General features: G+C 52.7%; 12 protein-coding genes and 1 pseudogene. 11 read left to right on the forward strand and 2 right to left on the reverse strand.

Features of this window, described 5'->3' with window-relative positions:
* Window positions 1-8: 8 nt before the first annotated feature.
* Entirely contained in the window at window positions 9-1,067 is a 1,059-nt protein-coding gene (locus tag A3709_RS11655; RefSeq protein WP_066054992.1) for a LysM peptidoglycan-binding domain-containing protein, read from the forward strand.
* A 2-nt stretch (window positions 1,068-1,069) separates the two neighbouring features.
* Here A3709_RS11655 and A3709_RS11660 read toward each other — a convergent pair whose 3' ends face one another.
* Together A3709_RS11660 and A3709_RS11665 are read right to left on the reverse strand one after the other, a co-directional pair.
* A complete protein-coding gene (locus A3709_RS11660; protein WP_066054558.1) occupies window positions 1,070-1,447 on the reverse strand; it encodes a PilZ domain-containing protein in 378 nt (125 codons plus the stop codon).
* Window positions 1,431-3,515 carry a DUF1631 family protein gene (locus A3709_RS11665; RefSeq protein WP_066054560.1) on the reverse strand — a complete coding sequence of 695 codons (2,085 nt, stop codon included), beginning with the start codon at window positions 3,513-3,515 and terminating at the stop codon, window positions 1,431-1,433. The genes A3709_RS11660 and A3709_RS11665 overlap by 17 nt, the downstream gene beginning before the upstream one ends.
* A 1,133-nt stretch (window positions 3,516-4,648) precedes the next feature.
* Between A3709_RS11665 and A3709_RS11675 the strand changes: the two genes are divergently transcribed.
* The 10 genes and pseudogenes from A3709_RS11675 to A3709_RS24540 all read left to right on the forward strand — a co-directional run bounded on the left by A3709_RS11675 (window position 4,649) and on the right by A3709_RS24540 (window position 18,968).
* A complete protein-coding gene (locus A3709_RS11675) occupies window positions 4,649-7,009 on the forward strand; it encodes a TonB-dependent receptor (protein ID WP_066054564.1) in 2,361 nt (786 codons plus the stop codon).
* Between the two features lie 149 nt (window positions 7,010-7,158).
* Window positions 7,159-9,384 carry a thrombospondin type 3 repeat-containing protein gene (locus A3709_RS23665; protein ID WP_066054566.1) on the forward strand — a complete coding sequence of 742 codons (2,226 nt, stop codon included), beginning with the start codon at window positions 7,159-7,161 and terminating at the stop codon, window positions 9,382-9,384.
* Between the two features lie 135 nt (window positions 9,385-9,519).
* The gene (locus tag A3709_RS11685) at window positions 9,520-10,773 is read left to right on the forward strand and encodes a TonB family protein (RefSeq protein WP_066054568.1); all 1,254 of its coding nucleotides are present in this window, start codon (window positions 9,520-9,522) and stop codon (window positions 10,771-10,773) included.
* 209 nt (window positions 10,774-10,982) lie between these two features.
* Window positions 10,983-11,564, forward strand: coding sequence for a GspH/FimT family pseudopilin (locus A3709_RS25020; protein ID WP_156507713.1), 582 nt, complete (start codon window positions 10,983-10,985; stop codon window positions 11,562-11,564).
* On the forward strand, window positions 11,555-12,124 hold the full coding sequence (gene pilV / locus A3709_RS11690; protein ID WP_066054570.1) for a type IV pilus modification protein PilV: 570 nt from the start codon (window positions 11,555-11,557) through the stop codon (window positions 12,122-12,124). The genes A3709_RS25020 and pilV overlap by 10 nt, the downstream gene beginning before the upstream one ends.
* Window positions 12,117-13,187 carry a PilW family protein gene (locus tag A3709_RS11695; RefSeq protein ID WP_066054571.1) on the forward strand — a complete coding sequence of 357 codons (1,071 nt, stop codon included), beginning with the start codon at window positions 12,117-12,119 and terminating at the stop codon, window positions 13,185-13,187. The genes pilV and A3709_RS11695 overlap by 8 nt, the downstream gene beginning before the upstream one ends.
* A gap of 9 nt (window positions 13,188-13,196) precedes the next feature.
* Window positions 13,197-13,721: a PilX N-terminal domain-containing pilus assembly protein gene (locus A3709_RS11700; RefSeq protein WP_066054573.1), complete on the forward strand. Its 525-nt coding sequence runs from the start codon at window positions 13,197-13,199 to the stop codon at window positions 13,719-13,721.
* A gap of 23 nt (window positions 13,722-13,744) precedes the next feature.
* A complete protein-coding gene (locus tag A3709_RS11705) occupies window positions 13,745-18,538 on the forward strand; it encodes a PilC/PilY family type IV pilus protein (protein ID WP_066054574.1) in 4,794 nt (1,597 codons plus the stop codon).
* A 1-nt stretch (window position 18,539) separates the two neighbouring features.
* Window positions 18,540-18,645, forward strand: a pseudogene (locus A3709_RS23670) (prepilin-type N-terminal cleavage/methylation domain-containing protein); the annotation flags it as partial.
* Window positions 18,624-18,968, forward strand: a complete 345-nt coding sequence (locus A3709_RS24540; protein ID WP_231871169.1) for a type IV pilin protein — start codon at window positions 18,624-18,626, stop codon at window positions 18,966-18,968. The pseudogene A3709_RS23670 and the gene A3709_RS24540, both read left to right, overlap by 22 nt.
* Window positions 18,969-19,267: the final 299 nt, after the last annotated feature.

Consider the following 19,267-nt stretch of genomic DNA (forward strand, 5'->3'; position numbering starts at 1 on the left):
GAGTACAGATGTCTCGGACCATTTCGCTTCTTATGGCAGGTGTCTTGTCGTCGGTCTCCGCGGCGGCTCAGGATATTCTGGAAACGGCCCCGGATGAATACGTGGTTGAGGCCGGCGACACACTTTGGGAGATATCCAGTCTTTACTTAAGTGATCCATGGCTGTGGCCGGAAATCTGGCATGGAAATCCTCATGTTGCCAATCCCCACCTAATTTTCCCGGGCGACATAATTTACATCGGCTATGAGGATGGGCGCGCTGTACTGCTATCGAGGCGGGGCGCTCGCCTGAGCCCGGGTAACGGCTCGACACGACTAAGTCCTACTATGCGGGTGGCTGACCTTGATTTAGCAATCCCGGCAATAGATCTCACGGAGATCGGCCCGTTCTTGCAGAACAATAGAGTGGCTGAGGATTCTGAAGCTCGTGGAGCGCCGTACGTTGTACATGGGAACCAGGGCAACATTATATCGGGTCCTGGTGACTCAGTTTATGTCCGAGGAGAGGGTGAGATTGCGGACGGGGCATTTGGTATTTATCGGCAAGGTAACGTGTATCGTGATCCTTACACGGGAGAGGTTCTCGGCAGCGAGCTTTCTTCGGTTGGTAATGGCCTCGTGCGAGCTGGGAGCCGGAATTCTAGTGAGAACGTAGATGGCATCGTTAAACTGGACATCACGCGAGTTAATGAAGAGGTTCGTATTGGTGACCGGGTACTGCCCATCGAGGAGGGGCGCCTGAGATCAAGGTTTCAGCCAACTTCCCCAAGTCAGGAAATCACGGATGGTGCCATGATTTCGGTTGTCGGTGGCGTGACGCAGATAGGCCCTATGGACATCGTTGTCGTGAACAAGGGGCTGAGGGAGGGGGTTTCTATCGGCAGCGTAATGGCAATTGAAAAAACAGGAGCTACGGTGTCTGACCCACTTACAGGTGATGCTCTGAAGCTGCCTGACGAAAGGGCGGGGCTGCTTATGGTCTTTGAGGCATTCGAGAAAATGAGTTATGCGTTGGTTTTGAAGGCGTCACGTCCTCTCGCGGTGCTAGATAAGGTTTCGAATCCTTAATTTCAGTCGCGTTTTTCGAGCGCTTCGTACCACCACGAATAATCCGTCTCCGCCCCATTTATAAGGCGAAAACCTGCCATCCATTCGTCGGTGCTCCCCTCGGAAACACACCACATCACTTCGCCGGTTAAAAAGTACTCCTTGGCATCGCTGGGCAGCTGTACGCCGATTTGTAGTATTGAATTGGGCACCAACTCTTGCCCAATTTTGACTCTGAGTCCGCCTCGGCTTACGTCCACCGTCTGGCATCCGACTATTTTTGCTGATTCTCCATTGGGCCCCTCGCTAAGTGTCTGCAAGTTCACCTTGGCCCCGAGTGGCAACCGTAAGTGCTCGCGTTTGTCGTTTACGGCCTCAATTCCTTCATGCATATTTTGCATTGTCCATTCCCTTTATTTGCAGCACCTGTACTTCGTCATTCTCGAACAAACTCACCAGCTCCATCTTGGTGCACACGCGTAGCAGGTTGCCTTTTCGATCTGTGAACATAAACTTTTCTTCTTCACGGCTGTAGACGACCAGTCTGGCAAGGAGAGGTTGCTCCAGATCGTGGAAGCCGAACCAGGTTCCCGCCGGCGATTCGAGCAGGTTCTGAAGCGCGGCGTATGTTGCAGAATCTAGAGAGGAATTGGCACCAGCCGCCAGATCGTTGGTCACTTCCTCGCTAGCATTTAGCTCAGAATCGGCACCGAATTCGAATATATCCGAGAACCGACTTGCGCCTCTAAGTTCGGCTTCCCGCAACGCTCGACGGCGCAGGTGTTCACGGCCATTCTCAGCTTCCTCTAGTGATCTTCTGGCTTCGAGCTCCGAGCGCTCCACCTCTTTGCGTTCTCGCTCTTCCTCTACTTTTCGACGCTGCCGCTCTTCTTCTCGTTGCTGCTCGGCCATGCGTTTCTGTTCTTCGACTTCTCTCGCTGCGTCGGCCTCGAGCTGCAACTCTATTTCTATTTCGGCTGCACGCTGAGCTTCTTCCTCGCGGGCGGCAGCTTCCTCGGCCTGTTGCCTTCGAACGCGTGCCGCTTCTTCTTCTTTTCGAGCGCGATCAGCAGCTTCTCGTTCGATCTTTTCCCGCTCGATTTTTGCCTGGGCCTCTGCGTGTTTTCGCGCCTCCTGCTCCTTTTGCTTCTGACGTTCCGCAGCTTCGCCTGTGACGCGCAAGTATTTCTCTTCGGAATCGATCCCAGCGGCGACAGCGAGCGATATTGAGAATGTGGTGCGATTACTGCGATGGCGAACATGCCCAGCGTCCTTCATCTCCAATAACGTTTCATACGGGATGTTCGCAACCTTCTCACCGTCGAAGCTACCGAACACGTATTCCTTATCTGCGTCGTTTGCACACACAGCGATAGCCCTAAATGTTCGACCTTCAAGCGAAAGCTCGTACCATTTCCCCTCGGTGATACCTAGCTCTTCTCGCTGCTGGGTTGTCTTCGCTGTGTCATTTAAAAGTGGCAACAATTCGATTTTCCGAGCGGCGACCCCACCCGGTTTTACCGCCGCCATATGGGCCCTCTTGATCTTGTCGAGGGATGCCTTCACGGCGCTAGGATCGTGCGCTAGCGAGACCAAACAGCGGCTGATGATCTTGGGCAACTTGGCCGCCTCTGCCAGCACCTCTTTTCGCCTCGACGTGGAGCCATCTCCGGCGGGTTGCAATGATTCCAGCAGCCTCTGTGTCACAGTAATGAACTCTGCCCATTCGGGCGATTCCTCACTGTGACGGATAAGTAATAGCTGTGCGCTATCAAACCACGGACCGGTGATAAACTCGCCAATGTTATCTGGCATCGGATAAGCATCTATCAACTCGTTTAGCGCAACGGCGGCCGCATCCCTGCTTGTAGTCGAGTTTGATTTGCCTGTTACAGAGCGAGCAAGGCGCTCAAGGCTGGCGCTTATCCTGTCCTGGTCTGCTAAAATTTTCGGGCTGGTCTGTTGGTACAGCTTATCTATATCAGCACCCCCAGGGGAGTACAGGCCATCGACGAATGCTGTTAGCGCTTCTTCAAAGTTTCTTGAGGCCGGCGACGATGCCGACTCCCATCCAACACCGACTTGTTGCGCTGCATCAAGTATCTTATGTAAAGGATGTGTACCGGGCGCTGCAAAGTCATCGCTGCACAGTGCTGCTCTAAACGCAGCCGGTCTCGCTTTTGCCAGTAAGACAGAGATGTTGCTGCTAGTGGGATATTCATGCTGCCAGTGAGCGAACGCAGACGTTACCCACGCCGCGATCTCTGATACCGATACTGATTCCTCTATGCCTGCGTTACCGAAGCATTGCTCCAGATCCTGCGCAGAAGCGCAGGTTGATGTATCCAAGGAGGATGTATAAACGTCAACTGCGCTGTCGATGGATGACGCAGAAATTTCAGGGCGCTGCTTGCTGCTCACGAATTCTGCGTGTAGCGCAGGCATCGGAATATCCATTTCTGTCAGCATCGAGATTCTATGTGCAGTTTGTCGGTGTAATAGTATATTTTGGATTCTTCAGTAATCGAACAAAAAAAGTGCGAAAACCATCATTTCTTTGGCGATCGAGGCAGGGCGCATCCCAAATGCGCGGAAAAGCTTAACAGCACTGGCAGACAATCTCAAAATCTATCTTTAAAGGTATTTTCACCAGCTTAATTACTGCTTACACTGCTTCTTTTTGTTTACGTGACTTGAATGGTAGATTTCGGAACTAATTCACACTCAGGATTGGCAGTCAGGCGCGGCGATTATGTCAGCGTGTCTGTGCCTCCGTGCATCTACCAGGGCAGGGTGATTAAAAGAGTAGGTTTGCGCGTGAACGTGACTTACTGGGACCCTGACACCGAACGATTGGTGCGATTGGAAACAGATCAACGAAACGTTTGCAGGATACCGGGAGTGCTACCGGACGTAGAGGAGCAACTCCCGGTCATCAACAGTTGGAAGCAAGGGGAGCTGCTTACGCTGCGCTCTAAAGGCACGGAAGTGCCTGGCGTCGTTGCGCGTGGTGGAAAGAGGGCCATTCGTCTCATGATATGGTCTACCGGGGAGGGATTTAAGTTCGTCGACGCTCAGTCGGCAAACTGCACCGCTGCGTCCAGTGCACTGGTCGCCGCCTCAGACGATTGGGATGTTTGCAGGTATGCTCGTGTCTCTCTCGTTAAAAACACCTTCACTCTGGCATACCAAGGTAGGCCGGCCGTTTGCGCTCACGCTGGTAGCCACGGCAGATTCTCGCTAACACCATTGAGGGCGGGCACAGCAGAACAATTCGCTAGCACCGCACAAAAGTGGGGCGATTCAGCGGGGGTGCCTCACAGGCAGATAGAGCGATTCGTCCATTATCTAGCGTTTGCGAGAAACCTGGGAGTAACCATTCCAGACTTCGCGAACGTTTACTCGGACTAATACATCGCCCGACAGCGATAGTTTTCTTCTATTTTTACACCACCTGATTCGTCCATTTCCGACAAGTTTGTCAAACGCAGCCTCCAAATGCTGTTGATTTTTCGCGTTTCGCGACAAAGCGGGTATATCTGTTTTTTCCGATCCTATAGGCTAGGAATCTGAAATGTCTTTGTTCATTTTGGAGGTGTAAGTTGAAAACAATTTTCACAAGAACCATATTGCTTGGCCTGTGCTGTCACGCTACCGTCGCCGTGGCGTCTGAGAAAGACCCAGCGCAGGGGGTCACACTCATCGAAGAAGTTGTCGTTACTGCGTCCCGGAGGGAATCGACCGTGCTTGAAACGCCGATGTCGATCTCGGTGGTTTCTGGTGCGGATATTGCGCGCGATGGGCTGATAGACCTCTTTGACATCGCTGGACGCGTGCCAGGGTTTACGGTTCTTGACCAAGGCTCCAGAGGGGCGCCACAGGTCGTTGCCAGAGGCATCAACACAGATGCCCTGGCCGCTTCAGAATTCCAGCAAAACGGCGGATTTTCACCGGTTGCCACGTATGTGGGAGATGTACCTGTTTTTATTGACTTGGCTCTGACTGACATTGACCGTGTTGAATTCTTGCTCGGCCCGCAAGGAACGCTGTACGGCGCCGGAACGCTGGCTGGTGCTGTTCGCTACATCCCGAACCGTGCCGACTTGTCGCGTTTTTCCGGCAATGTTGGCTTTCAGGCCTATTCCGTATCCGAAGCCGGCGACGCTGGTTATGAGGGCGAGGCCGTTATGAACATTCCTATCATCAACGATGCGTTGGCCTTTCGCGGCGTACTCTCCAAGCGTTCAGATCCGGGCTTTATTGACTACGTCGAGCTTGTTCGCACGCCGGGCGTTTCATTGCCACAACCGTCGAACTCAAATAGGGCCGATAACATTAAGGCGTCCAACGACGTCAACACGGAAGATATCACTTTCGCCCGGGGGGCGATCAGGTATGCAGTCGGCAACGCCGACATTGAAGTCGCATATACGCGTCAAGACACAGATACTGGCGGGAGAATGATCAATAGCCGCGACGCATTCGGTACTGGTCGATACGAGTCGGGCATGCGTATTGAGGAGCCGAATGATAAAACCACTGAGCTTTTCACAGCCCAGGGCTCCTTTGATCTTGGCTTTGCGCAATTGACGTCAGCGACTGGCTATTCTGAATGGGACGAGTCAGGGCGTCGGGATCAAACAGATTTGCTCCTCTTATTTGATGTCGGGTTCGATCTTTTCGAACCGTTCGTCGGTATATCGGAGGACTCCGCCTCCGAAGAGCGTTTTAGCCAGGAATTCAGGCTAGTATCCACCGATGACGCGCCATTGAACTGGATCGCTGGTGCCTTTTATTCCGAGTACTCATCAAAGGCGGAATCTCGCGAATTCACACCTGGTGTGGGCCAGTTTCTGGTCGATGCATTCGGCGGTGTAGCGGTTCGCACAGATGATCTCGAGTACATTTCGCAAACGAGCGCTAATGTTGACGAGATGGCTCTCTTTGGTGAATTGGGATATGCCGTCACTGACAGACTAAAAGTGACGGTCGGTGGGCGCTATTATGATTTCGAGTCGGACGTGGCGGGCGCTTTTGATGAGCCGCTGTTCCGAACTGCGTTTGGAGGAGATCCCGCGGATTCAATCATCTTGGATCGACAGCGTTCTGAGGCCTCAGATGATGGTTTTTTGCTGAAAGCTGGTGCCGAGTATTCCATCTCCGACAATCTGCTCGCCTATGCCCTGTTTAGCGAGGGATATAGAATCGGGGGCGTCAACTTGGTCCCCGCTTGCGTGGATGGGCAGCCTGATGGTCCGGGCTTGGTTTGCGCCACCGACGACGAACTTCTCATTGAGCCGGATGAAACTCAAAACTATGAGATTGGGCTTAAGGGGGCTTATCTTGCCGGGCTCACATACGCTGCCACGCTTTATTTTATTGACTGGGATCAAATCCAAATCTCGGATGTAACCGAGAACGGAGCGGTACCGATTACCTCAAACGGCGGTGAGGCCCAGAGCTATGGCGTTGAGGTTTCGTCGAGCTGGATGCCTGTGGAAGATGTTCTTCTCTCCATGGCGTACACCTACACCAATGCCACGCTCGACCAGGATGCGCCAGGGCTAGTTGGAGGCGTTGATGCCTTCTCCGGCGACCGACTCCCCGGCACTCCAGAACACCAAGGATTTCTGTCAGCTCGCTACGCGTTCGATCTCCTTGGCGGTTCTGCGTGGGCCAGCTGGAGAACAGCCTATACCGGTGACATCTATACCAAAGTGGGCAACCGAAACTTTGGCGAGACGTTAGATTCCTATGTGCTTCACAACGCTACTGTTGGCTGGAAAAGCGGGGATTTAGGTCTTGCTGCCTACGTGAACAACGTTTTTGACGAATACGCGGAAACCGGTGTCCGGGACGACGTTTCTACAATTGGCTCGGTAGGTAACGTCGAGCTTAGGCGCTATTTTAAAAATGTCCTACGACCACGTGAGATTGGTATCCGGTTTTCTTACGACTTTTAATCCCCGAAAGTCACGCGTAAAGGCTCGCATGATCGGGCCTTTACGGCATTAACCGCATTTTGTCTGCGTTTCCTCGCTTTTTTTATTGTTTTCTAAACTGCCCACTACGATGATTACGTCCTCTGTGATTTTTAATCAGGCTTTTGGGGATGAAAACCGCGCTAACGGCTTTGCTTTTGGCGGTTACACTCAGCGGAATAAGTGCGTGTAACCTGTCTGTTAAGCTCGGCAACGAGCAGTTACGAGTAGATAGCAATGGACTGGCGCTGGCAAACAGCGCTCCACTTCGATACGCGGACGAACCCGTGCCACTAAGCCTCTCCGGCTTTTGGATCGAGAACGATTCGCTACAGTTTTCCTGCAAGACGCGCCGCGGCACCTTTATCAATTTTGGAGACTCCACGGTATCCAGCGCCGGGCAATACTCATTAAGCAAGCCTGTGCCTCTTCCGTGCGTACTGACTGACGTTGCACCCAACGGCGCCATCACTGAGACCTTTGTTGTCGCTGGAAAGTCTGAGTTAACAGGCGGTTATATCCCCATGGTCACGTCAGAGACATTCCGATGCCTTGTCCAGGATCAATCCACGTTTGATGATTGCTATGAGCGTGACGGCGGAGAATTAACCCTGAGTGAAATCTTGACCCCACCCCCAGCGTCGGGTGGGTTACCGCAAGCCGGCAACATCTTGCATATAGAGCGCCGCGTGGCGCGCTCGACCCGGGACAGCATGCCCGGAAAGCCACTAATCAGCACTACGTTCTACGACATGCCGGAACTTGACCAATATTCAAAGCCAACTGAACTGATGCCCGGCGTTAGGGACCAGTCATTTGCCCATAAAGATGGGCTCAACATGATGAGCATTAACGGATTGAGCCGCTTTGACTCCGGGGAGCGGTCATACATGAGAATCTCCTGGTCAAATTTTCTCAGCGATTGTGGGAACCGGCACTGTACATATCAGGAATACAGAGACCGTCTGCTCAGCGATCCCGTCAACGAAGGTAAACCAAGGTGTGTAGAAAGCCCATTTGATATTAGAACGCCGGGGCAATGGCTGTGCCATCTCGACAAAGTCAAAGCTTCGGTTAATCGCGTTCGCGATGGAAGGCCTTTGTCCATATACGGTCATTACGTTGAGTGCACGGCAGAAAATGTTTGTGGAGCAAATGGGAAGCCAGCGCCAGACCTTGATGGAACCTATCCGCAGGGATTCCTTGGCCCTGCCGGTGCAGAGACATACAACATGCCGGTATCCGCTGCCGCGCTTGGGCGCTTTTCAGCATTTTTAGTGGCCCACTATGATGCGCAGTACTTCGTACCATGGAGAGAGCTTGGGCGTCTCTCTCGCTTCGGCGGCAGAAATGTCTCGACGAAATTCGAGATGGCCTACAAACACGTTCTCGCCTATGTGTACGCGTTAGATCCCTCAGTGCGCGTTTTTACCACTTGGATACTGGAGTCTGCCTACACATGCGACGACGACCGGCGCAACTGCGCCCTTGCTAAAGATAATAGCGGTAAGGAATATGTTTCATCTGTCGCCAAATTTTGGTTGCTTAATCGTGAAAACGAAAGCGGGCCGGTGCCGACCTTAGTGGGCTTTTCGATGTATCCATCTGACAGGGTTGAGGATTACTCAGAACCGACAAGTGATAGTGACTCTAACCTCTGGAAGCTCCTCGAGGCCGCAAGGTCTTTCCTGCCCGATGAATACCACGCCGCATTTTTGGAAACTCCAATCGCTGTTGCAGAGACGGGGTATAGGGGCTGGGTGCCATATCCGACAGGCATACCGATAAACTCGATGGACCATGCGTACGCCGATTATCTGGTAGAACAAGCACTCCACGCAGACTTTCTTGTGAACTTCAGGTTCAGTCGGACTGCAGGTCATCACCGAATGCACTTCATTAACAATTGGTGGACGAAGGACGTCGAGTGGCCGCTCGATGACACACAGCTCGAGGTTTTCGACTCACTATTTGATATCAATCTATGGACTGCGTCGGAGTGGGCGATAACAATTAGCGGCCTTCTGCGCCCTCACTCAGCAGGCGGGGCGCCTAAGCCGGCCTGGGCGGCGACTATTAATGCCGTCAGTGATGACGATGATGGTGACGGCATTGTAAATTTCCTTGCAGAGAGTGACTACTCCGGCGTTATAACTTCCGATAACTGTCCCGCAACGCCCAATCCTGGGCAAGCTGATTCTGACGGCGACGGAGTAGGGGACCAGTGTGACAACTGTCCTAACCACTCCAATATTCGTCAGTTTGATGGTGATTTTGACGGCGTAGGTAACGCGTGTGACGCTGATTTTAGCCAGCTATCTGGGCAAATTCGGCTCGATCCCTTTGTCAAACTCTAGCTCCCCGGCGGAGGCTAATCTTTAGACTATTGCGTCGTGGAAAACCGCTTGTTCTCTGCCTATCTACGTTTTTTCTGTTGTTAATGGAGCCCTTACTGTCCACAATATTCGTTGGATACACACCAGGCAGAAGCCATGAGCGACAGAACTGAAAGACGCCCCGACAAGCGGTGGGCTCTATGCGCCTTGCTCGCGCTTTCTTCAGTCATTTTTACGACCACTGCAGTTGCGCAGAGCGCTCTTGACGACTTTTTTAAGACGGGAATGGCTGTGCATGTAGAGACGGGGAGGCAGACTTACGTCGCGACCCTATTTTCGGAGACGACACAGAACCTTGATGCGCAGAACTTCGTGGCCGGCAATAATTGGGCGATGGAATACAAAATTCTTGCGCGCCGGACAAGCGCCCGGCGCCTCCTCGGAGGTGTTCTGCTTCAGGCCCAAATAGCGAACGGAGGCATGGAGCCTGACCCACTGACTATCGGGCTGATTAACGACGTTATCGATTCCATCGACGGATCCCTGTTCAGGGGCGACGAGTTGGTCATTGGCGTGTTTGACTCGACCACGCGCGTCACACTAAATGACACCGTACTAGGAGAAGTGGAATCTGGCACCTCCGGTGAATACATTGTCAAGTCCTGGATCAGAAGAGACGGGGCTTCGCCTGCATTTCTGGAGCAACTTAGTTCTCGAACGCTGGATAGTGATGCCGCCGCCTTGCATGCCGGAGCAGCCTTGACATTTGCGCGTATTGACGAGGTGAAAACCTGGCGTGCATCTGAAGGGGAAGCACCCAACACCGTGGAGCGCCGAGAGGCAACGGTGTTGGCGGAGCCACAGGTTCAAGCTCCTACGGCGGTACCAGAAGCGCCAACGACAGCAAGTATTCCTGAGCCAATTCGAGCGCCTGACGACCCCGTTCTTGTCGCGCAGGATGCCGTCGCACCTGTACGCGAGCCTGTTTATTCCACGGACGCCGTCGGTGACCCGACCGGTTCCGCGGACACCGCTGCGGCTACGTCCGCAGACGATTCCGAGGAGCTTGCCATCAGCGCTGCTGACTACGCGCGAGAAGTCGCCATGTTTCAATCCAGCCTGATTGCCCAGGTCACACGAGAAATAAAGTACCCAAAGCGCGCAATCAAACGGTCGTTTGAAGGGTCTATTCTGCTGGAAGTGGTTTTATCCGGAGACAGTCAATTCATTCGTGCATCGATACTAGAATCTTCGAAGAAGAAGATTCTCGATAACGAGGCGCTTAGAGCGGCTGAGGACTCTCTGTCTACTGGGATAGACCTGCCAGCAGGGCCGTCGCCGATATCCGAATTCCAGGATGAATCAGGCAACCTCTCCCTAACCGTACCGGTGATTTTCAGACTGTTTTAATCGGCTCACGTGCCACAAGACACTCCGTTCTAGCGGCCAATTTTCCACACCCTGGTTGTGCACCTAGCCGTTCATCCGGGAATAGCGCCTTTTATCTTGACGTTCATGGTTTCCCCATGAATTTGCTTTACATCGCTAGTTGCTTGAATAACCATTATTCTGTGTGTTTTCTTCGTAACCATAGTTTTATAGTTTAGTGAGATGCCGGCGTGCCAAGATATCAGAAAGGATTTTCGTTGATTGAGGTCATGATAGTACTTGTGATAGCAGGCATAGCGCTCGCGCTCGCCGTGCCCTCATTCACTGGATCAATTGATCGAAGTAAGCGGTTCGGGACGGTCGAAGACATCTATTCAGCAGTTCGTTCTGCGAGGGCCGAGGCCGCCAACGGATTCACAGAGACTGTTATTTGCGCAAGTGCAGATGGCTCGACGTGTAGGGATGAAAATATTTGGGAAGATGGCTGGATTGTTTTCAGAGACGATGGCTCTGGGGGCGGTACCGCTAGAAACATGGCTCGTGATCCCAATGAGCCCCTTGCTGCTTTGAGCGGGCCCGCGCCGTCCGGGATCACAGTACGCACTGTCAATTTTACGAATTCCGGCGCCGTCGCGTTCAACGCTTCGGGCCAGGCATCTGACAGAGGTACATTCACCGTTTGCGGATCACTAGGTGCGGCAAATTCATCAGCCGTTGTTCTTAACCGATCAGGGCAGCCTCGCCTCGCCGTAGATAGCGGCGGCGACGGTACTGTAGACAACGACGCTGGAGCGAATATCACATGTCCGTGACGTGTACATCGAGGAATCATTTTTCGAGCCTCGCATCTAGGTCTCAGGGTTTCACGCTAATTGAAGTCCTCGTGTCGCTAATCGTGCTGACTATCGGCTGCCTCGGCATTGCCACCATGCAGCTGCAATCCATGCAGAACAACCAGGGCGCATATATGCGTTCTCAGGCCGTGGCGCTTGCGTCTGGAATGCTCGACCGCATTCTTAGCAATAGGGAAGGCCGTGTCGCTGGCGCATATGACGCCGTGACCCTGGATGCCATAGGAGATGTTCCCGCGAAGGATTCATGTCTCACTGAAGCCACGGGCTGTAATGGCAGCGAATTAGCAACTAACGATATCTATGAGTTAGGAAGACATTTCTGGGACGTCGAGACCACCACTGGGTATAAACCTACACTCCCTGGTGGACGAGCCGCAATCACAAAAGTTGCTGCGAGTAATGAGTATGTGGTCACGATTTTTTGGACCCAGCGGGACTGGGCCACTGATGGCGACGATAACGCCGTGCGAGGCTCGCTCGAACGTTCTTTACAACTCAGGACAAGAATGAATGATTGATCATTTTGCAGTTACAGTTAGACGCCAGCAAGGCCTCACCCTGCTAGAGACGATGGTGGCGCTCGCTCTGACAGCATTTCTGCTTCTCGGTGCGGTTCAGATTTTTCTAGCGACGAAGACGTCGAGTGTTTCAGAAAGCTCGCTCGCTAAGCTTCAGGAAAATGGTCGTCTTGCGATCGAGTTGCTGTCTGCTGATATCCGGAGAGCTAACTATTCCGGCTGCAATTCCATTGATGGACTCGTTGAGATTGTTGCAACAGGGGTGCAGTTCAATGGCGTGCGCGGCTTTTCTAGGGCCGCATCGGATTCCTCATGGACTCCTACACCATCAGGCAGCGATTTGACTGAGGCATCAACAAACGGTCGCGCTGGTAGTGACATGCTTAATATCCAGATGGCCACAACTCTGGGTAAGAACATACTGGATGGGGAGCTTGGTAGTTCTGATGACGATGTCACAATCACCGCCAACCCCGAGTGCGCTGTTGGGCAAAATGACCTGGTCATCGTTTCTAGCTGTCTATCGGCACACATGTTCCGCGTCACAAACGCCATAACATGCACTGACCCTACATCAGATGTCACACTCGAGTTTGCTGACAGCGGCAATCTACCGATCCCTGTTGAGCCAGGTTACCGGTACGGTGAACCGTCTGAGCTCATGAAATACGAAAACGTGGCGTGGTACGTGGCTGATACAGGAAGGGACATTGCAGGCAGTGATGTTTTTGCACTTTACCGTTCGGTCGGTGGTGTCGCTGAAGAATTGGTTGAGGGCGTGGAGTATCTACGCCTTGAGTATGGCGAAAGGGTCGGTGATCAGGTGAGGTATGTAGCTGCCAGCGATCCATCGATCAACTGGGAGAATGTGACTACTTTGCGTATGGCGTTTCTGCTGCAAGGTTATGAGCTTGTTAGAACTGATCCAGACATCGAATCCTACATTTTATTAAGCGACACCATACCTGCTACCGGCACAGGCGCTCACTCTGGAGGGGCGTTTTTGCGAAAAGTCTTCACTACAACGGCAACCCTGCGAAATACGCGGTACGAGACTTTATAGGGAGTAGATATGAGAATCGTCTACACACAATCGAATGAGCGTGGCGCCATTCTCCTTGTTTCGCTGCTGATGCTGCTGGTCATCACCATCATCGCTACCGCCGTGATGGAGGTCAGCACGCTTGAAGTCAAGCTCGCTACGGCTTCCGAAAAGAAAGCCATTACGTTCCAGATGGCAGAATCTGCCCTGGCAGAGGCTAGCAACGATATTAACAACCTCGGATCTGCCTTTAGAGCCACGGTGGTATCTCCGGCCAGTCCTGCTTGGCCGACTATCAATCACGCTATTGCTGCGTATGACACGGCGGACAGGACGGTTAGCGCAGCAGCTACAAGTGAAACTCAATACGTCGGGAATGCCGCCACCATTGGCTATTCCATTCGCAAAGGCAGCGCGGGCATCGAGACTTTTTACTACGAAACCACAGCGATATCTACGGTCGGAAACTCCGATATCGAAAGTGAACATGTACAGGGCGTATACGTCGAAGCGCCTCGCAGCAACAGCGGTACCACACCGACGCCTGGCCTGTAGGTATCAAAATTTTGGAGGTAGCCATGAGCTTAAGATCTGTTTTGTCAATGTTTAGGAGGCTTTCGATAAATGTTGCTTTGTCGGCGTGGGTGACCTCGCCGGTTTGGGCTGATGATACCGAGATATTTTTTGGCGATCTGCGCGGTGGTGGCGCGGCTCCCAATGTCGTTTTTATCCTCGACACCTCCGGCTCTATGGGCGGCTTCGATGGCACTGACCAAACAAGAATGCAACGGTTAAAAGTGGCGATGAACGAGATCATCGGCGATCTCAATGACGTAAATGTCGGCCTCATGCGATTCTCAAATCCGGGTGGTCCTGTTCTCTACCCAGTGTCGTATATCGACGGTAAAACTTCTCAGCCTGGCGGTACGGTTACTGTAGTGAGTCAGGTGGAAGCCTCTGCGGATGACGCCATCGAAGACATTGGCTCGGGCGTCGTAACTACTGATGGCATTGAGCTTCGTATGGGTGGTGTCGCCGGCGGTGATGGTGGGTCTGAGATCCTAATATCGAAAGTCAATCAACCAGACGAGGACGGCATAGAATTCACTAACGGCGCTGTTCGGCTCTCTGCAGAAAACAACAATGGCAGCCCGCGTGATCTCTATGTTTTTAGGAGCACGTACCGAAATTTTGGGCTCCGGTTCAATGGACTGGACATACCCCCTGGCTCTACGATTCTAAGCGCTAGTTTAGACATGACGGTCCGGAAAGCCCGCGGATTCGTGAACGCGCGGGTCAGGGGCGACCGCCCGCCCGCTTGGGGCATGGAAGAGGATAACAATGACATCTCTGATCGCGGTACCGTCCCTACTTCAATTGATTGGACGATGAGCACAGCCGATGGCTCTGTGCCCGCCGATGGGGAGCGAATCACGAGCCCGGATCTGAAGGACCTCGTTCAAGAAATTATTGACGACAACGACTGGCAGGGTGATGAGGGCAGTGTGGATGACGTTGTCCTAATCATTGATTGTCCAGGTGAGCGCTGCACAACACAAACAAATTCCGGTCGAGATCCCTTCCGAAGATTTGCAACGGTTGAAAGGTCTGAGAACCAGGCAGCGCAGCTGACTATTCGGTACGCATCCGGGCCTCCCGACATAGAACCACATGCTGCTGGCCTTATTTTGTCAGGGGTCGACGTGCCGCAGAATGTAACAGTAACTAGCGCCCGACTGGTGTTCGATCCGCTGGTCGCTTCGAACCAAGACGCGACACTGACGGTTTCGATTGAAGATTCTATATCCCCGGCGGCCTATACGGGCTCATTAAGGGACATAACCTCACGTAGCTATGGCCCTGGTATTACCTGGAATGCAGACGGGAATGATTGGACTGCTGGTGGCGAGGGCGAGGTCGATGTTACTTCGCTCATTAATGATCACGTCGACAGGGCCGATTGGTGCGGGGGTGGCGACATCGCCTTCAAAATTGAAGGCAACGCGGCGTCAAGAATTGCACATTCATTCGACAGCCTTACAGGATCTGCACCTCGGCTCGAGGTCACATATGACCGATCAACACTCACTCCAGGCGATTCATGCCGGGCCATAACTGCGTCGAAAAGGGTGATCGCTGATACCGACGATGGATTTTCTTCTGGTGCAGGTGCGTCCGTGGCTACGGCTGGAAATGCTATTACCTTAGAAAGTGGAAAATTCGGTCTGTTTCGATTCACTGACCTACCTATCCCACGAACTGCAGACATTCGGTCGGCTTATCTGGAACTGGTTGCGTCGTCTGAATCAAACACAACACCAGCCTCTCTCCGGCTTTCTATTGAGGATGTCAACAATGCAGATGGCCTCAGTTCCGGCGGTGCCATTTCTTCACGCAACTTCACCGGAGGAACAACGTGGAGTGCAGGGCAGTGGATTGAAGGGTCTAGCTATGCTTCACCTGACATAAAAGGACTGATTTCAAGCGCCATCTCCGGTGGATGGGTGGAAGGTAACGACATCTTGCTTCGAGTGGACCACAGTAGCGGCTCCAGTCGAAGCGCATTTGCCCACGAGGAAGCTAATCAGCTTAAGTCGGCGAAGCTAATTATCAATTACGTCGACGACGGCTCGCAGGGTGCGGATACTGTCAGGGAAGAACTTTTGCAAGCCGTCAACTCCCTCACCACGGCCGGATGGACGCCTGTTCAAGACACAATGTATGAGGCGTATCAGTACTACACCGGATCCAATGTTGTATGGGGGAAATACAGGGGGGGCCATAATGCACAGGGCGTTGAATTAACAACTGGCACATCAACCAGCGGGCCGTTCACATACACACGTGTATCTGCTCCGGGATCAATCACCACAGAATCGTTCCAAGGCAGCAGGTTGCCTCCAGGGTGTCCGTCAACGACTTCGAGTGACGGTGAGTGCAATGATAGCAATGGTTCAGGACAGCCGAAGGGCGAGTACTTGCTGGGCAACCCCGTGTACAAGTCTCCGATTGATAACTACTGCCAGACCGAGTCTCACCTAATCTTATTGACAGATGGTGAGGCGAATTCGCCAAATTCTGAGGCGATGATTAAATCGATCTCCGGCCTGTCTAGCTGCAGCAGCGGCTCCAATGACAGCGAACGATGCATTGCTGACCTGGCCGAACTTATGCAGGACACGGATATATCGCCGCTAGAAGGGTCCCAACGCGTTACGACCCACACCATCGGCTTTAACTTTTCATCGCAGTTCCTTGAAGATGTGGCAGCCAGCGGCGGCGGGCTTTACAAGGAGGCATCTTCTTCTGCTGAGTTGGTGGAAGAAATCGAAGAGATATTTGCTGGCGTTCTAGATACTGACACTAGCTTCGTAGCTCCTGTTGCAGCAATCAATCAGTTCAATCGTCTTACCAATCTGGATGACGTCTACTTCGCGGTATTCCGCCCGGATTCGGTTCCAGCATGGCGCGGCAACCTCAAGAAGTACAAGCTCGGTGAGGCTGGCGGAGAACGGAACGTGCTACTCGATGCGAACAACAATCCAGCGGTAAGCGAAACGACGGGCTTCTTTCTTGGTACATCAAAATCATTTTGGAGCACGAATGAGGACGGCTCGAAAGTGGACGAAGGAGGTGCCGGCGAACAGACACCTAGTGCTTCATCAAGGAACGTCTACACGTCGCTCGGCCTATCGAACTCGCTCACTGACGCTACCAATCTCGTCGTAACGGGCAATGCAAGCTTGACGGCTGCTGACCTCGACGTGCCCGCAGGCGACCGTGACAGTCAAATCTCGTGGATTCGCGGGGTTGATGTCGATGATGAGGACGGTGACGGCGACTCCAACGAAAATCGCTATACCATCGCTGATCCTCTTCATTCGAAGCCTGTAGCGGTCACTTATTCAGAGTCCGAAGATGCTAACACTGGTGAGATTACGTCTGATGTCTCAATCTTTATGGCTACGAATGAAGGCCGCCTTCACGCCATAAATGCTGCAACTGGCGAGGAAATCTTTTCGTATATTCCAAAAGAGCTTCTTCCATTGCAGACAGTCCTGCGCGCCAACAACTCAGGTCGTCAGCACGCCTATGGCCTGGACGGTAGCGTGGTGGCATGGACTAACGACAGCGGATCAGATGGCATTACTGAAGGCGGAGGAGACTTCGTTAGGATTTATGCAGGTATGCGCCGCGGGGGACGGAATATCTATGCGCTCGATGCTACTAACCGTAGTTCCCCGAAGTTCATGTGGCAGATTAACGGCGGTTCTACTACAGGCTTTGGAGAACTTGGCGAAACGTGGTCAGCTCCTGTAAAAGGCCGAATAACCCTCGCAGGTAATAGTGGCGAATCAGTACGTGACGTGCTGTTCTTTGGTGGTGGCTACGATCCCGCAAAGGACTCGTACCTAGTTAAAGAAGAGGACACCATTGGGCGAGCCTTCTATATCGTTGATGCTGTAACCGGCGAGCTGATATTTTCTGCGGGCCCTACCGGAAGTGGTGCAACTAAAGAGTTTGCGGAGATGAAATATTCGATCCCTGCACAACTTTCAGTCGTTGACGCTGACAGCGATGGTATCGACGACATCATTTTCGTAGGTGATACGGGCGGCCAAGTCTGGCGATTTGACGTTGCGAGAAACACAACTGCAGCTGCGATGGTCCAGGGTGGCGTAATTGCCGATGTAAGTACGGATGGAGACACCAACGTTGCCAATAACAGGATGTTCTTCCATTCCCCCGATGTAGCGCTCATTGAGCGTGACGGCAAGCGAACTTTGGCCATCAGCATAGGCAGTGGTAAGCGTCCAAATCCACTCGGAACCTCCATCACAGATCGGTTTTACGTGCTATTCGAGGGCGCCGTATTCGGACCGCCGGCGAGCTATGTTAAACGTATCGAATCCGATTTGTTCGATACAACAGAAAATCTTATTCAGCAGGGAACGGCAGCGGAATCTGCCACAGCAGCTGCGGCGCTCGATGCCGCAGGTGGATACTATTTCAATCTCCCCAGGGCTGGAGAGAAAGTTCTATCGACGCCGCTTACGTTCAGGGACACCATTACCTTCACTACCTATTCCCCCTCTGCAGTAGCCGACAGCTGCATTCCTAAAGCTGGCACATCTTTTGTGTACCAAGTCAACATTCTGGATGGCTCACCCGTCAACCCCACCTGGGACACTGTTGATGGGTTTGACAAAGCCGACCGGGCTTTTGCTTTGGACACGCCGGCCATTATTGATGAGCCGGTCATCATTTGCACAGGAGCTGGTTGCGATCTATTCACCGGTGCGGAAAAACCACCAATCCAGACCTTAAGCAGCGGCAGCATCATTAAATCTTTCTGGCGCGAGGATCGGTAAAATGGAAAAGCCTAACCAGCGTGGGTTCACACTAATCGAACTGATGATTGTGGTCGCTATCGTGGCAATTCTTGCTGCCATAGCGTTGCCAGCCTACCAGGATTCTGTCATCAAATCGCGGCGTTCGACCGCGCAGTCTGATCTGATCGGTTTTGCACAAGCGATGGAGCGAGAATTTTCGGCGAAATTCACATACGCCAACGCTGTGGCTGGCACGGTATACCCCGATACGTCACCTACGGACGGTGACACAGCGTTCTACAACTTGAGCATCCAGGCAGTTACTGCCAATACCTATACCTTGAGAGCAACGCCTACAGGGTCTCAATCCGGTGACGGCATCATCGAACTCACTAATTTAGGCGCTAAAAGGTGGGACAGAAATAACGACGGTATCTTTTCGGCCGCCGAGAATACTTGGGAGAGGTGATGTAATGAAGTCTTCAAAACATTTATGGCTGTCTTTAGCTGTGGTAATGAGTGTTTCGGCACGTGCTCAGCCAATAGGCACTGACATTCCAACAGACATTCCACCAAAGGGCGTTACGATTAACTGGTTCGACACTGACGTGTCACGCTTGCCCTCCTTGGTCTCCGCCGCTGCGTATGATGTTCTGGGTGTTGCACCGAACGGGTACCGCCTAACCGATCGTAACGATAACAGTGTTTATTTGGTCCGAGGATACAGAAACGGCGTGTTACACATCATTACGATGACGACTGACGGTC

Origin of the sequence: Halioglobus sp. HI00S01 (assembly GCF_001635445.1) — a bacterium.
Lineage (GTDB): Bacteria > Pseudomonadota > Gammaproteobacteria > Pseudomonadales > Halieaceae > Halioglobus > Halioglobus japonicus.